The organism is Liquorilactobacillus sucicola DSM 21376 = JCM 15457, assembly GCF_000612445.1.
Taxonomy (GTDB): Bacteria; Bacillota; Bacilli; order Lactobacillales; family Lactobacillaceae; genus Liquorilactobacillus; species Liquorilactobacillus sucicola.
In genome coordinates this window covers 281,482-297,130 of sequence record NZ_BALC01000002.1, presented here as the reverse complement: position 1 = coordinate 297,130, position 15,649 = coordinate 281,482, and the positions used below count along the sequence as shown (strand labels likewise).

15 protein-coding genes, 2 pseudogenes and 1 other annotated feature are annotated in these 15,649 nt (G+C 39.6%); of the genes and pseudogenes, 2 read left to right on the top strand and 15 right to left on the bottom strand.

Going from position 1 to position 15,649, the window contains the following annotated elements; translation table 11 throughout:
* Positions 1-66: 66 nt before the first annotated feature.
* On the bottom strand, positions 67-966 hold the full coding sequence (locus tag JCM15457_RS04660; protein WP_034988127.1) for a YitT family protein: 900 nt from the start codon (positions 964-966) through the stop codon (positions 67-69).
* A 474-nt stretch (positions 967-1,440) separates the two neighbouring features.
* On the opposite strand from JCM15457_RS04660, the pseudogene JCM15457_RS04655 reads away from it, so the two are divergent.
* A pseudogene (locus tag JCM15457_RS04655) lies at positions 1,441-2,857 on the top strand (C69 family dipeptidase).
* A gap of 221 nt (positions 2,858-3,078) precedes the next feature.
* On the opposite strand, the gene JCM15457_RS04650 reads toward JCM15457_RS04655, so the two are convergent.
* On the bottom strand, positions 3,079-3,444 hold the full coding sequence (locus JCM15457_RS04650; RefSeq protein WP_034988125.1) for an iron-sulfur cluster biosynthesis family protein: 366 nt from the start codon (positions 3,442-3,444) through the stop codon (positions 3,079-3,081).
* 137 nt (positions 3,445-3,581) lie between these two features.
* Here JCM15457_RS04650 and JCM15457_RS11640 point away from each other — a divergent pair, with 137 nt between their 5' ends.
* Positions 3,582-4,631, top strand: coding sequence for an MBL fold metallo-hydrolase (locus JCM15457_RS11640; RefSeq protein ID WP_051993286.1), 1,050 nt, complete (start codon positions 3,582-3,584; stop codon positions 4,629-4,631).
* A gap of 1 nt (position 4,632) precedes the next feature.
* Here the strand turns inward: JCM15457_RS11640 and JCM15457_RS04640 are convergent.
* From JCM15457_RS04640 to JCM15457_RS04580, 13 genes and pseudogenes are all read right to left on the bottom strand, one after another.
* A pseudogene (locus tag JCM15457_RS04640) lies at positions 4,633-5,566 on the bottom strand (alpha/beta hydrolase).
* A 193-nt stretch (positions 5,567-5,759) separates the two neighbouring features.
* Complete coding sequence (gene cls / locus JCM15457_RS04635; protein WP_034988123.1) at positions 5,760-7,208, bottom strand: cardiolipin synthase; 1,449 nt, start codon at positions 7,206-7,208, stop codon at positions 5,760-5,762.
* An 85-nt stretch (positions 7,209-7,293) separates the two neighbouring features.
* A complete protein-coding gene (locus tag JCM15457_RS04630; protein WP_034988120.1) occupies positions 7,294-8,133 on the bottom strand; it encodes an amino acid ABC transporter substrate-binding protein in 840 nt (279 codons plus the stop codon).
* Between the two features lie 29 nt (positions 8,134-8,162).
* Complete coding sequence (locus tag JCM15457_RS04625; protein WP_034988118.1) at positions 8,163-8,801, bottom strand: amino acid ABC transporter ATP-binding protein; 639 nt, start codon at positions 8,799-8,801, stop codon at positions 8,163-8,165.
* Between the two features lie 13 nt (positions 8,802-8,814).
* A complete protein-coding gene (locus tag JCM15457_RS04620) occupies positions 8,815-9,465 on the bottom strand; it encodes an amino acid ABC transporter permease (RefSeq protein ID WP_034988115.1) in 651 nt (216 codons plus the stop codon).
* A 72-nt stretch (positions 9,466-9,537) separates the two neighbouring features.
* Positions 9,538-9,766, bottom strand: a binding site (T-box leader).
* 54 nt (positions 9,767-9,820) lie between these two features.
* Positions 9,821-10,627 carry a septum site-determining protein MinD gene (gene minD, locus JCM15457_RS04615; protein ID WP_034988113.1) on the bottom strand — a complete coding sequence of 269 codons (807 nt, stop codon included), beginning with the start codon at positions 10,625-10,627 and terminating at the stop codon, positions 9,821-9,823.
* A 1-nt stretch (position 10,628) separates the two neighbouring features.
* Positions 10,629-11,300, bottom strand: coding sequence for a septum site-determining protein MinC (locus JCM15457_RS04610; RefSeq protein ID WP_034988112.1), 672 nt, complete (start codon positions 11,298-11,300; stop codon positions 10,629-10,631).
* Positions 11,301-11,314: 14 nt separating this feature from the next.
* The gene (gene mreD, locus JCM15457_RS04605) at positions 11,315-11,830 is read right to left on the bottom strand and encodes a rod shape-determining protein MreD (RefSeq protein WP_034988110.1); all 516 of its coding nucleotides are present in this window, start codon (positions 11,828-11,830) and stop codon (positions 11,315-11,317) included.
* 12 nt (positions 11,831-11,842) lie between these two features.
* A complete protein-coding gene (gene mreC, locus JCM15457_RS04600; protein WP_034988108.1) occupies positions 11,843-12,694 on the bottom strand; it encodes a rod shape-determining protein MreC in 852 nt (283 codons plus the stop codon).
* A 94-nt stretch (positions 12,695-12,788) separates the two neighbouring features.
* The gene (locus tag JCM15457_RS04595) at positions 12,789-13,793 is read right to left on the bottom strand and encodes a rod shape-determining protein (RefSeq protein WP_034988106.1); all 1,005 of its coding nucleotides are present in this window, start codon (positions 13,791-13,793) and stop codon (positions 12,789-12,791) included.
* Between the two features lie 169 nt (positions 13,794-13,962).
* Complete coding sequence (locus JCM15457_RS04590) at positions 13,963-14,175, bottom strand: cold-shock protein (RefSeq protein ID WP_034988104.1); 213 nt, start codon at positions 14,173-14,175, stop codon at positions 13,963-13,965.
* 86 nt (positions 14,176-14,261) lie between these two features.
* Positions 14,262-14,933 carry a RadC family protein gene (gene radC, locus JCM15457_RS04585; RefSeq protein WP_034988102.1) on the bottom strand — a complete coding sequence of 224 codons (672 nt, stop codon included), beginning with the start codon at positions 14,931-14,933 and terminating at the stop codon, positions 14,262-14,264.
* A gap of 49 nt (positions 14,934-14,982) precedes the next feature.
* Positions 14,983-15,633 carry an HAD family hydrolase gene (locus tag JCM15457_RS04580; protein WP_034988100.1) on the bottom strand — a complete coding sequence of 217 codons (651 nt, stop codon included), beginning with the start codon at positions 15,631-15,633 and terminating at the stop codon, positions 14,983-14,985.
* Between the last annotated feature and the right edge of the window lie 16 nt (positions 15,634-15,649).

Sequence of the window (15,649 nt, the reverse complement as noted above, 5' to 3'; positions counted from 1 at the left end):
AGATTTCAAAACCAATATCATAACCAAATATCTGTGCTTTTTTTGTTCTTTTCTTCAATAACTAGCCTAATTTCTATGCGACCGTGCGGCCTCTGCACTGATTTTTGCCTGCTGCTCTTCGTCAAAAAAGTTGCCTGAAATATCAGCTGTATTCACAAAATTAACAAAAGCTAGTGGATCTTCTTGACTAATAATTTGTTTAAAACGATAGAGTTCATAACGAGTAATAACAATCATTAAGACTTGACTCTCTTCACCAGAGTAGCCTCCCTTGGATGGCATGATCGTCACTCCTCTGACCAAAGACTGGCTCAAGACGGGGATAATATGCTGTGCCCGATTCGTAACTACAAATGCCGTCAATTTTTGGTGGGATGTATGGATTCCGTCGATCACTCTTGTCATTGCATAATTAGAAATAATCGTATAAAGTGCGCTTTGCCAGCCAAAGAAAAAACCCGCCGTCAAGATAATAAACATATTGATAACCAACATCACAAAGCCAACTGATTTGCCTGTTGTCTTATTCAAAATAACAGCAATAATATCCATTCCGCCAGTTGAAAACCCATAGCGCAATGACGCTCCAATCCCAACGCCGGTCAAAACACCGCCAAACAAACCACTCATCAAAGGGTCAGGCGTCAAACGCTGTACCGGGATTATGACAGCAAAAAAAGTTGTTGAAATAATCGTGATCACACTATAATACGTGAAATTTCGTCCAACCTTTATCCAACCCAAGATACCAATGGGAATATTCAGCAAAAGAATAAAATAACCAGTATCAATCTTAATCTGGAACATTTTATTAAGAATCGAAGATAAAAGCTGTGCAATTCCATTAAAGCCTGAAGCAAAAATATTACCTGGTATCAAGAAAAAATTTAAGCCTACAGCCAGGATCAGCCCTGATAACAGCGCAACAGCTATCCTTTTTAGCTCATCTGATACTTTAAATTCCATATTCGATCCCCCATTTCTCTTGCTCATCAAACATGTAAATAGTTCTAAAGGTCTTCAAAATTATACATACTCCCCTAAAGGAAAATATGTTCAGAACCTGAGGTTGGGTCAAAAGTAAATTCTTTGATCTAGTCCCCTTTTTTGTTCTTGTAACCATACTGCATAAGACGTAATTCTATGTTCAGCTTTGAATTACTCATGGCGCAGGAACTTCGATGTCCGCAATTTCAAGTTAACACTCAAATTTTACCGACTTAGAACATTTCCTCTTTTTGGTTTCTGAGCCTCGTATTATATACATAAATGTGTTTTAATAGTCAATCTTTCCCATTTGAACATAAAATCCTCATGCTATCTATTGATATTCAAAGATAGCTTCTTAATGTGTTAAATATGGGATTATTGGTCAATTAACAAGACAATATGCTAAAATCATTCTAACGAACAAAAACAAAAAAAGAAAGAGGTTTTACAGTGTCTTTCAAACAAAAAGATTTTTCTGCATGTACAAGTATTCTAGTCGGCAAAAAAGCGACAGCTGATGGCTCGACTCTGATCGCACGCAATGAAGACGCCAAGGCTGCTTGGCCTAAACATATGGTTGTGCATTCTCATAAAGAATTTGAACAACCGCAAACCTTTGTTTCACCAGATAACAATTTCACGATTGAGCTTCCCAAAATCAGGGGCAAATACACTGCTACACCAGAATGGACTTCAAAGTTCGGTTTCTTTGAAGAAGATGGGATCAACGAGTACGGTTGCCACTGAAAGTGCATATGCTAATGAGCGTGTTCTTAGTGCTGATCCGCTGGTCGAAAAAGGCATCGGGGAAGAGGCAATGATTACTGTAACATTGCCTTACATTCATTCTGCGCGCGAAGGAGTTTCTTATCTGGGAAATATCGTTGAAAAATTTGGAGCCAGCGAAACAAACGGTGTCTTATTTTCAGATCAAAACGAAGTTTGGTATATGGAAATTGCAACTGGACATTACTGGGTAGCTCAACGGATTCCCGATGACGCATACGCGGTAGTTGCGAATCAATTGGCTATTCAAACAATTGATTTTGATGATCAGGCTAATTTTATGTATGCACCGAAAATATCCAATTTTGTCGATAAACATAAGTTGAATGTTTCACATTACGAGTTTAACTTCAGAAAAATTTTTGGCACTCAGGAATCAAGTGATGAAATCTACAGCACTCCGCGTGTTTGGTATGGGCAAAAATATTTGACACCCGCAGTAGAGCAAGATCCAATGAGTGAAGAGCTTCCCTTCATCCAACGCGCGAATCGCCTGCTGCACAATGACGATCTTGAGTATGTCCTTGGATCACATTTTCAAGGAACACCTTATGATCCGTTAGTAAATGGCTCAAGCAGCGCAAAAAAATTTCGTCCAATCAGCCTTGCTAAAACACAAGAATCACATATTTTGCAGCTTCGTCCCGATCTTCCGGCTGACATCAGTGGCTTACATTGGCTTGCAATGGGGGTAACGGCGCAAAGTATTTTTGTCCCCTTTTATGCTGGTATGACCGATACTCACCCAGCCTATCAAAAGGGCAGCGATACTTATAGCCATGATTCAGCGTACTGGCGTTACAAACTGCTGGGAATTCTTGTTGACTCACACTATAAGAAGTTCGAAAACAAACTGCAAGCGTGGCAAAAAGAACTGCGCACCTCCTTCAAAACGCGCGTACGTCAAAGTGATCTTGCGGCTAGTTCTCTCCCACAGCACAAACTAAGTTCTTTTCTGACAAAAGCCAGCTATGCTAATGCCCAATTTGGTCTTGACAAAGTAGACGAACTGACAGCGCAATTAATAACTGAAACAACGGAACTTTCACCGCTCAATTTTAAAACTGATGAAAATCTCTGATTTTTGCCGTTGCATGCGCAGTTCAGTATCTAATTTTCATTACACTCTGTAAAATCACATATTAAAACTAAAAGGACGAAAAAAACAATACCCGAAGTGCTTAACCCCTTCGCATATTGAATTTATTTCGTCCTTTATTATGCTCTAACCAGAAAATCCTATGGCAAAGACAAGATACATTCATAACTTGTCAGCAAACCTTAATCTGCCACCTTTCCCCATCAAGCCTTTTCTTTTTCAATTCGTTCGATACGGACCGCAGCCGTTAGCTCACCCGAATTAGCCCCTGTCAGTCGCAGCATTTGATTGGTTTCATTGATATCCAGTTTCATTTCCTCATCCATGTACATCTCACTGTACCCTTTGATCCTAAAAGGACCAATATCGGAATCAATTTTTTTATCATAATCATGCACAGGAACATCTTTAGAAATAATCAAGATCCGAAAAACAGAGTCAAGCGAGCAGACACCCACACGTGAAAGCGAACCTACTCCATCGTCAAAGTCCAATAAAAGTTCGTCCTTTGAGCCTTCGAGATAGGACATGATTTTTTTACGAGCTTCTTGCGTAACTGTTAAATACATATTTAATCCCTCCATCTCTACCCACATTGTACACAATATAAGTAGATGCACCAAAAGATATGTTTTTAACCATGCAAATGACGACCAGCTAGTTTATAATTTACTCTGAAAGTATTAGATGAAATGAGGAACACACAGTGACAAAAAACGTAAAAAACATTAATAATTTATTCTTCGTTGGTGAGGATGTGGCAGCACAGGACAACGATACTTGCATCCTATGCGACCCTACATCTTCTTCTCTTAAAAGAATGCAAAATGCAACCACACAAAATACATTTGAATTACAGGTAGTGATACTGACTCATCTTTCTGAAGCCAATCTACATTTACTCTATTTCCTTCCACAAGGGATTACTCTCTACATGTCACAAGAACTTTTTCTGCTGCTGCAAAAAATGCAACGTTTCAGTTTAATCGCACCAATTCCAGACATGGGAAAAATAATTCCATATAATTTTCCCCAGCAAATCGGATCCTTTAAAGTAACAGCATACAAAAATGATGACTCACTATACGGTTCGTTGGCGCTTACTATTGGTCAAAAATCTACTACCATTGGTTATGCCAATGCTTTTGACTTATATGGCGGTCACAAAAAGAGAACAAAAAAATGGATCAAAAAAATGGCGACCGCCAACCTGACGACTTTTATTACAAGTAACGCAATGTCCGGTAAAAGATCTCCTCAGCTGCCAACAAACGAAAATGGTATTCAGAAAAACTTTGCCAAACAGCTTAAGTCGAGTAAAGATGAACCATTCAAAGTCCTACTCTCACCTTGGAATCCCGAACGACTGCATCGCTTTAACGAGACCTGCTCTGAACTCGACAAAAAATTAGTCTTACCTGCTGCAATTGCGAGTCTGCTCAAGTTCTTTTTCCCCATGGATAATGTTTATTGCTATATTTCTGAAAAAAGCAGCACTAAAAAATCCTCTGCTTCCGAACTTACCCGCGTAACCTGGAAGCAAATACAGGACAAAGTCAGCGACTTTGTCCTGTACAACGATAAACAGCCCAATTTCATCGATCCAAGTATTCGAGTTAAAAAACCGATAGAAAACCATTCTTGGCTAAGCGACTGCAATTTTGGACATACCATCACACCATTATCCGATAGTGATATGACCACTTTGAAAAGCAGATTAAACATCACCGAATTTGTATATTGCGAGTCCTTCTAACTTATTTGAGCCAGCTTCGAAAAAAAGTTCCAACACGCTGTTCATATGTTTTAGGATACTCATAATAGGCCATCGCATGGCTCGTTTCGGGCACTACCCAGATTTTTTTAGGGGCTAAGGTTGCGCGATAGTTTTGATACACCATCTTAGTCGGCACAAATTTATCAGCTCCTCCATGAATGAAAAAAATGGGGAGCTGATTTTTTTCAGCTGTTTAACAGAACTTCCTCTTTTAAAATCAAAACCCGCTTTTGCTTCCGTAAACCAGCTTGCCGTCGTAATCAACGGTTGCTTAGGCATTTTGAAACGCTGCTTTAATTCATAGGCAAGCTCATCTTCGATACTTGAATAACCACTATCTTCGACAATTGCTTTTACTTGCTGTGGTAAGTGCTCCCCGCTAGTCATCATGACTGTGGCTCCACCCATGCTAACACCGAACAGACCAATTTGAGAACGAACTCCATTTTTGCGGATAACCTGCCTAATCCATTTAACATAATCAAGTCGATCAGGCCAGCCGAATCCGATGTACTTACCTGACTTTTGCCTGCCCCGCGGTCATCGGGTGCTAAAACATTGTATCCCATTTTGTGAAACATACGCATATAGCTTGCCATTTGCATATGATCTTCCTGATACCCATGGGCTACAATGATTGTTTTATCTGTAGCGCGTGCAGCTGGCAGATAAGCAGCTTTCAGTTTTAGATTCTGGCCAGCAGACTCTTCCGTCCATAGCTGTTGTTTAGTCTCAGCCAGCCATTTTTTATCTCTTTTCAGTCTGATTTTCTTTTTAGAAGCCATTCCACTATTCAGGGGTTTTTGCGGTTCAAAAGCAAAATAATATAAATAAACACTTGCACCAGTAATACCAAGTATCACTGCAATAACTAAAGTAAGTAAGCTGTAAACGAAAAACTTTTTCTTAAACAAAATATCTTCTCCTATATCTTCACTTAAAAGAGGACTCACAGCAAAAAATTTTTGCCGCAAGTCCCCAAATTAACTTGATTTTTCTAGCTCAATGTATTCCAACAACCGTTTTCTTTTAGTTGTCATCACCAAACGATGTTCATGATTTTTCATTATCACTTAAACTTTATACTCTATAAAGTTCCAACAGATTTTATAAAATTGGGGAAAGCAGCCGTGAAAAGTACTGCTTGAATTTAAGCCAAAGCGACTGCTGTTCAAAGTATTCAGGTGTGAGTCGCGTGCACTCTTTTTCGTCTTTTTCAAAGATTTTCACTAGCTGCTTGCTAACGCCCTCATCATACATAAAGGCATTTGCCTCGAAATTCAGTTTAAAGCTGCGATAATCCATGTTAGCTGAGCCGACTGCCGCAATTTTTCCATCAACAACCAAGGTTTTTGAATGAAGAAAGCCCTTATTGTATTTATAGATTTCTACGCCTGCATCCAGCAGTGATTTTGCATAAAACTGCGTAGCTCGATAGACAAATGCATGATCAGGCATTGATGGGATCATCACCTTAACCTTGATACCCGAAAATGCCGCAATGCTGAGTGCCTCTAAAAGTGAATCATCGGGTATCAAGTATGGCGTCTGAATCAACACATAGTCTGTGGCATTGTTAATCATTTTTATGTACCCCAGCTTGATGTTTTCAACCTCACTATCCGGTCCGCTTGAAACAATCTGAATACTTGTTTTCCCTTGACCAGCAGCCAACGGAAAGTAATCTTCCTTGTAACTAATATGCTGCTCCTTGACAGTTGCATTCCAATCCATAAAAAAACGTGACTGCATTGCGATAACCGCATTGCCAGTAACCTTAATATGAGTATCTCTCCAGTAACCAAACTTTGGACTACGCCCCAAGTATTGATCACCGACATTAAAACCACCAATATAACCAATATGACCATCAATTATCACTAATTTACGGTGATCGCGATAGTTCAAACGAAAGTTAGGAAATGACCGGCGCGAACCGAAAAATGGCTCCGCCCGACCACCAAGATCTTCTAAGCGTGCAAAAAACTTGTGCGTCGTACCGCGTGAACCAAAGCTGTCATAGATAACTCGAACTTCAACACCTTCAGCAGCTTTTTCTTCAAGTAAGTTGCGCAATTCATTTCCGATACGGTCATTATAAAACGTATAGTATTCGACATGAACGTGATTTTCAGCTGTCCTGATATCATCAAAAAGCGCCTTGAATTTAGCGTGTCCATCATCAAATACCTCAACTTGATTATGCTTTGTCAGAATTGCATTATCTGTCTCCAAAAAGAGGTGGACCATTTCTCTAGCCGTATCCGTTATCTCATCTGCTGGCAAGAGTTCTTTTTCACGCCACTGCTCTTTTTGCAACGAAACTAACTGCTCAATTCCCATCCGTTCCTGCGTTTTGATATCATAGATCTTATCTTGTGAAAGCTTTTTTCCAACGAAAAGATACAAAATAAAACCAATAATAGGGAGGAAACTTAGGACTAACAACCAAGCCCAAGTTGCAGAAATTTCCCTTTTTTCCTTGAAAACGGTAAAAATGGCTGCGAAGATATTAAGCAACCAAACTACTCGAACTATCCAGCCTACTAATTCCAAAGCGACACCACCTTCTTGCTAATCAACGCAAGTTATTTCTTTGATTCATAATTAACACTCAACAAGAAGTCTACTCTTTTCGCCGTCATTTGTCATCGACTGAATTGTCGACTCCAAACCATTTCTCACTTATGCTTTTCATTGTCTGCTCTTGGTACAATTCATGCAAGGCATTATTGATTTTCAAGCGTAACGTCTTATCTCCTTTGCGCATTCCGACCGCAAAATCCTCTTTGGGGAAACCAATTGGCATTTCACGATAACTAGCAGAATCATTTTGATGCTTGATATAATAATTAGCATAAACACTGTCGATCAGCAAACCCTGAATACGGCCCGCATTTAAATCCAAAAAAGCATCATTAAATGTATCATATTGAACCGAACTCTTCACATATTGCTTGAGCAATTTTGGCGTGTCCACATATGATTGATAGCCAGACGACCCACTTTGCAAGCCAAGTACTTTGCCTTGCATATCTGCAGCTTGTTTGATCTGTTCCTTCTTTTTAGTTACCAAGATTTGCTCATTTTTCAAATACGTATTGCTAAAAGCTACGGTCTTGGCCCGAGCTGGTGATTTTGTATAACCATTCCAAATCAAGTCAATTGTCCCGTTTCGCAATTCCGTTTCTTTCATCGACCAATCGATCGTTTGAAAGTCAACCTTGATCCCGTATTTTTTGAAAACTGCACGGGCTAAATCAATATCGTAGCCAACCAACTGCCCGTTTTTCTCACGAAAACCCATGGGTACAAAACTATCGTCTAAACCGATAATAACTTTGTTGCGCTGTTTTATCATTGACCAAGTATCGGCTGTATTGGCTCTTTTCTTAACGTTTGTACAGCCAGAAAGCATGACAGTAGCTGTCAACAGCACCATTACACTGAGCAAAGTTAACCTAAATACATTTTTTTTCACAGTAACCTCTCCCTCGTACATGGTTTTTCTTAGCTGCGTATAGGTTCAACTTTTAGAATACGGTCAGCAATTTGTTGTGCAAATTCCATATCATGGGTCACAATAATTTGTGTCATTTTGCTTTTCTTGAGTTCCAAGATAATATTCTTAACTGTATCGCGCAGACCTGGATCTAAGGCTGATGTAGGTTCATCATAACAAAGGATCTGTGGCTTCATTGCCAACGCACGTGCGATTGCCACACGTTGCTTCTGACCACCGGATAGTTGGTATGGGTACAACTGAGCTTTGTCCGCCAGCGAAAGACCGGTTAAGAGCTTCATTGCTTCTTCTTTGGCTTGGGCTTCCTTCTTCTTCAAAACCATGGTTGGAGCCAGCGTGATGTTCTCGAGCACTTTCAAATGCGGAAAAAGCTGATACTCCTGAAAAACGACTCCGATAACTGAATCATTGCTTTGATTATTATACGGATCGAATTCTTTACCATTAACCAAGATCTGTCCACCATCAATTTTTTCAAGGCCGCTGATACATCTCAGTAAAGTTGTCTTCCCAGCCCCCGAAGCACCAACAATACACATGATTTCCCCATTCTTGACAGTCATATTAACTTGGTCTAAAATCACACGCTTATTATATTGTTTGGAGATATTCTTTAACTCTAACATATGATTTCCCCCCTTATTTCCAGTAACTGTAATGTTGTTCAAGTTTGCGCAAAATAAATGTCAGCACAGCTGTCATTAGAAGATAGATGACCCCGACCAGAATCAAAGGAACCAATGTTACATCACGACTTGTTGCAACATTTCCGGCACGCAGGAGATCACCCAAACCAATAACATATACCAAACTTGAATCCTTGACCAAGTTGATTACTTCATTTCCGATTGAAGGCAAGACAATTTTTAAGACCTGGGGTGTTACCACCTTACGAATTGTCTGCCAATATGACAAACGTAAAACTTTGGCACTTTCATATTGACCACGATCAATTGATTGCAATCCGCCACGAAATATTTCAGCAAAATACGCAGTATAATTAAGAATAAAAGCAAATAAAGCTGCATCGTAACGCTCCAAAGTAAAAGCTCCATTACCAATCAGCGGCAAACCATAAAACACAAAAATCAACTGTAACAATAACGGTGTTCCACGCATCAGCCATACATAAAATTTTAAAATGGCTTTTAGCGGAACAAAACGAGACGTAAGTCCCAAACCAACTATCAGTCCTAATGGAATCGAGCCAATAATGGTCCATAAAAATATTTTCAAGGTTAATTGTGCCCCTTCAAGCAATGAAGGAAGTATTGCTAAAACATAAGACATTTCACTACCACTCCTTTTTTAAAACAACAAATAAATAATAAATAAAAAACGCCCTCTTAGACTCTATTCATCTAAGAGGGCGTCAAGTACGCGGTTCCACCTCATCTGTGTCAGTTTCTCGCAAAACTGACCTCATCAAGTTCGTTTCAGAACTCAGAAGATAACGGCTTCCCCGAACAAACCTACTTAATTCAATTTGCTAACTCACAGATGTGTTTCATGTGCAACCGCCTTGTCCTTCCACCAACCGAACAATCTCTTAATTCAAGCTGCAAATTACTCTTCTGTTCCTCGTTATTATTCTGTAATCAACTATTAAAAAAAGTAACACCAAATTCTAATTCTGTCAATACAGTTAATTTTTCTTAAACCATGCACTGATTCGTTGAATAAAACCCTTCTTTTTTTCAGAATCCAGATTCATAAGTGGTACAGTCTCACCTTGCAGACGTCGTGCGATGTTACGATAACCCTGTGCAGCAAGATTCTTTTCATTCAACACAATCGGCTCGCCTTTATTGGAAGTACTGATAACCTGATCATCATCAAAAACGATTCCTAAAAGCTTGATTGACAGATGCTGCGTTATTTCATCAACATCCATTACTTCCCCATCATTCATCATATGTGTTCTAATGCGATTAATAATCAGCATTGGTGGTTCTTCAAGTCCTTGTTTCTCCAACAAACCAATTACACGATCAGCATCACGTACTGCCGATATCTCCGGCGTCGAAACAACAATCGCCATATCCGCGCCAGCCACTGCATTAATAAATCCTTGTTCGATTCCGGCAGGACAGTCAATTAAAACATAATCAAAATCCGGTTTTAATTCATCAACAATGTCCTTTACTTCCTCAGGTTTCAAAACAGACTTATCCGCATTTTGAGCTGCAGGGAGTAAGAAAAGCTTTTCATCAAAGCGTTTATCTTTAATCAACGCTTGGTGAAGTTTAGCTCGACCTTGGACAACATCGACAATGTCATAAATAATACGATTATCAAGTCCGAGAATAACATCAAGATTGCGCAAACCAATATCCAGATCAAGTAAACACACCTTTTTATCTGATAAAGCGAGTGCTGTTCCTAAATTCGCAGAAGTTGTTGTTTTACCTACTCCACCTTTTCCAGAAGTAATAACTATTGCTTTTCCCATATTAATATCCCCCCATCCGCGTAAATAATTTTGGCCTGATCATTTTTACTTTTTCACGTTCAGTATATTCCAAGACATGGAGATCATTCACAAAAACAACTGTTTCGGCGCTATCCTTGATCTTATCTTCCTCAACAATATCAACAACATCAGCTATCCGAACTTGCTGACTTGCGTGGATATTACCTATGATGATTGCCTCAGCATCGCTCGGGTAACCGGCATGGATAATCCCTTCATTCTTGCCAAAAGTAAAGACGTTCCCACTAGCTCGTAAAATTCCCCCCTGATGCAGGTCACCGACAAACAGAACGTCGCCATTCACATTCTCAACTTGCCCATTTCTGATTGTACTGGCATTCAAATGTACAGTGCGGCTTTCGATCATGTCTAACGCATCTTGAATCTGCATCACACTCGATGTAAATCTATGTATTGAAAACAAAGGATAACGGCTCACAATTCTTTCAACTTGTTGTTTTTGTTCCGCATCCAGCAAACGTGTGCCTGTGCTGATGTCAAAAGAGATTGACTTCGCTTCGCTTTTTTCTTTCTCCAACTGTAATTCTGCAAATAACTTAGTTAACTCAGCCAAGATAGCATTAAAATCAGCATCAGAATTCAAGGTTATTTCGTAGCCATCTTTATACCCCTTCAACACAACATTCTGCATTAGTCAGACTCCCCTTATCTTGAGAAGGATTCAAAAAAACGCTGTAAAGGAAAATACAATAACACAAACACTGCTAAATTGTACGCAAGTGTCGATCCTAATGATAGTCCAATAAATCCAGCCATTGAGACATTAGTGAACCCTATCAGCAAATTAATCCAATAAAACACGACGGTGGCTACCGTTATATCTATCAGATATATTAATAGTACCACAATAAATGATGGTGTAAAAAATCTATACATCAGTTTTGTCAAATAAACAATCAATGGCATGATAACCACAAAAGCCCCAATAATACCCGTATAATACAAGTCAAAAACTAAGCCTGCAAAAACAGTCCATAATATAATATGATCGATCTTTCCAAAGCAAACAGCCATGACGATCCACAATAAAACCAGTCTGCTTTCAATTGCAAGTGTTGGAGTAAACATTGCTCCCGCAAAAACTTGACTAAGTGCACCATCAAGAAAAAGGGCAATAAACAAACCTAGTGGGAAAAAATACCGCATTCTTGAAATCCGCATTTACATCATCCTCTAATCAACTCTTTTTGCAACAGTGACAACATCAAGATCTGTAAAGTCGGCAGCCGGCTTCACATAAACTTTTGAAGCCAAACCATAGTCATCTTCTTCAACTTTAGCAACTGTTCCGACATACAAACCCTTAGGTGAATTTCCACCCAAACCGGAAGTGATAACCTTGTCGCCTTTTTCCATTCCTGTTTTAACGGTTATCTGCCCCATCACCAAATAATTTGAATTTTCATTATAGCCGGTAATCAAACCATTCACTACCTTATCATCTTTAGTCATCACCTGTGTTGCAAAGCGATTAGCAGAATCGTTTGTTGTACTAAGCAGTTCGACCTTGCTGTTAGTCTTATTGACCTCTGTGACACGTCCAACTAACCCTTTTTTAGACATAACAGCTGCATTTTTCTTGATTCCTGCAAGAGAACCTTTACTGATAACAACCTGGTTTTGCCATGCCGAAGGACTTCGCGTTAAGACAGAAGCAGAAATCGTCTCATAATCAGTCAATGTTTTGTTGAGTTTGAGTTGCTCTTTAAGCTTTTTGTTTTCCTTTTCTAAATTCTGGTTCGTAACTTTTTCAGCCGCTAAACCGTCAACTTGGCCTTTTAAGCGTTGGTTTTCGCTGTAAGTATTCATCAGATCTGAAAAAGATCCTAATGCACCTTTTATTCCATTCACTGGATAAGCCACCACCCGGTCAACTATTCCGGACGCATCATTTCCAACTTGCTGGACCAATGGAGGTGTTTCTTTATTATTACGCACAGTGATCGAGAAAGCTATCAAAACAAAACTGATTATCAGTACGACCAACACAATAATGAGTCTTTTGTTAAAGAAAAATCTTTGCATAATTACCTCCACAAAAACGAAAGCCGTATCATAAGCAAAAGGCTGGACGACTAAATCCCAACCTCTTAATATGATACGCCTTTAATCGTCTGTATTATCTTTTTTTCATTACATCAATACTCTTCAATGATTCACCAGTTCCAACGGCAACACAATCCAAAGGTTCAGAGGCGATGAATACGGGAACTTTCGTTGCCTCAGAAATGACTTCGGTTAGGTGACGTAGCTGAGCTCCACCACCTGTAAGCACAATTCCATGATCAATAACATCGGCAGCAATCTCTGGGGAAGTCTCCTCCAAAGTTTCCTTGATTGCTGAAATAATCTCATCAACAACTTCCTGAATCGCCTGTGCGACATCTGTTGCTTTGATGTCGATCGTCTTCGGTAGACCTGTCACCAAGTCACGTCCGCGAATCGTTTGATCATCAAGATCTTCCGCAAGTTCAACAGATGCTGACGCAACATCAATCTTCAATTGTTCAGCTGTTCTTTCACCAATCAGAAGATTATGGTGCTGGCGAACATAATAAATGATCGATTCATCAATTTTATCACCAGCCATTCGAATAGAACGGCTTGAAACAATTCCACCCAAAGAAATCGTTGCAACATCAGTTGTTCCGCCGCCGATATCAACTACCATGCTTCCTGTAGGATCCATAACTGGTAGACCTGCACCAATTGCGGCTGCAAATGGTTCCTCAATCACATAAGCATCCTTTGCGCCTGCAACACGTGTCGCATCAATTACCGCTCGTTTCTCAACTTCTGTAACACCGCTAGGAACACAAACCATAACATATGGTTTGCCTGTTTTATGACCTAATGCCTTGTCAATGTAGTACTTCATCATTGCAACAGTAGTATCATAGTCAGCAATAACTCCGTCTTTCATTGGTCTAATAGCAACAATGCTAGCAGGTGTGCGCCCAATCATGGCACGTGCTTCTGAACCAACAGAAACTATCTCACCTGTTTTTGTGTTTTTAGCCACGACTGATGGTTCGCGTAATACGATGCCTTTGCCGTCAGCATAGACAATTGTATTCGCCGTCCCCAAGTCGATTCCAATATTTTTCGTCCCGATTCCGAACACTTTTTTTCATCCCTTCACGTTTGCCTCAATAAAGTAATGCTCTAATCCGCAATACCCGTATTATATCATAATTATGCATCATCGTTTAGACAATTTGCAGTATGTGTTTCAGCATACAAGATATCCTTTAAAAAAGCTCATATATTTATAATTCTTAATTAATTATTAATCATAGTTCATCCTGTGGGATCACATTGACCGCCTGGGGGCCACGTTTACCTTCTGCAATCATAAAACTAACTTCTTGTCCGACCTCCAAAGCTTTGTAACCGCTGACTTTGAGCGCAGTATAATGGACAAAAACATCTTCTTTCCCAGTATCAGGTGTAATAAAACCATAACCTTTTTCACTATCAAAAAAATGGACTTTACCCATAAGCATTTTGCGGCACATCTCCTATATATTCAACTAAAATGAGTGTAGCATAATTTTTTAATTAACGGAAGGAACGAAAAAGCGAACATTACTTAGCGCAACACTTTTTCTGCTCGCATACTAAAATAAGTCGTAGCACCAACAATAATATGGTCCAGTAGGGCTATTCCTAAAATGTCACTGCACCGAGTCAATCTTTTAGTCAGATCCAGATCAGTTTCTGAAGGCATAGTAACACCGCTCGGATGATTGTGCACAATCATCAAACGTGCTGCCGAATGACGCAATGCAAATTTAAAGATTTCTCGTGGATGGACAGTTGCCGCATCCAACGTTCCCTTAAACATTATCTTGCGCGCCAAGACTTGGTTCTTAGTATCCAGTAGAATAACAACTAGTACTTCCTGTTCAAACATCCCAATCTCGTCAATCATTTGTTCACCAATCTCTTTGCTGGAATAAATTCTACCCAGAATCAGTTTTGGCCTACGTTCCAGACGCCCAGAAAATTCGCATAATACTTTTGCATAGGGAACGCTCGCTTCGTCCTTTAACAGACAACGCCACTCTTCATCTGAAAAATATTTTAATTGGCGCAGATCGGAGTAATCGTACCAGTTGATTATCTCGCCGTTCAACTTTTTACTTCCAATCTTTTTCCCAAAAATCACAGTCAGTAGTTCGCGGTCACTTAAACACTCAGCACCGAATTTTTTTGCCCTTTGCAATAATTCTTGTGCAGTACTTTTGTTCGTTAACCCCATTATGAATCCCCCCTGCTGTAAAATACGCCAGGTAGGATAAAGTTGCCCATTATTGAATAAATGAGCGAACCGCTGCAAGATCATCCAGAATTGCAAGCGGCTTCTGTCTAAACTGTTCAGGCGGCTCAATCAAGTCTGGAATCATAATAGCTGGAATATTAGCACTGATGGCTGCATTGATTCCATTGATAGAATCTTCCAAGACCAATGTTTTTTTCTTATCCGGTTCGTCTGCAACTGACCATGCTTTATTGAAAATATCAGGCGCTGGTTTGGCATGCGCAACATCATCTGTAGACACGATATAGTCAAATTGCTTTTGCAAGTGCGCTTTTTCTAAAAAGTAATCAATTGCCCTTTTGTCGTTGCTTGAAGCCAAAGCTTTATTGATATGGCTGTCATGCAGATATTCACTCAATTCCATAAACCCCTTCTTCAAAGGTAAGCCATCTTTCTCAACCAGCTCATATACATTTTCACGACTCAGCCGAATAAATTCGTCGACAAGTTTTTGGCTGCCGTAATCATTGCTCATTTTGTTCAGCATTTCTTCGGTTCCTGCACCAATGTACTGTCGATAGTATTCAAAAGAGTAAGGCATTTTAAGTGCCTCGGCCGCAAGCATATTTGCCTTAAAATAAACTTTTTCCGAATCAACAACTAAACCATCCATATCAAAAATAACTAAGTCTAAATTCATTGAATTCTCCCCTCAG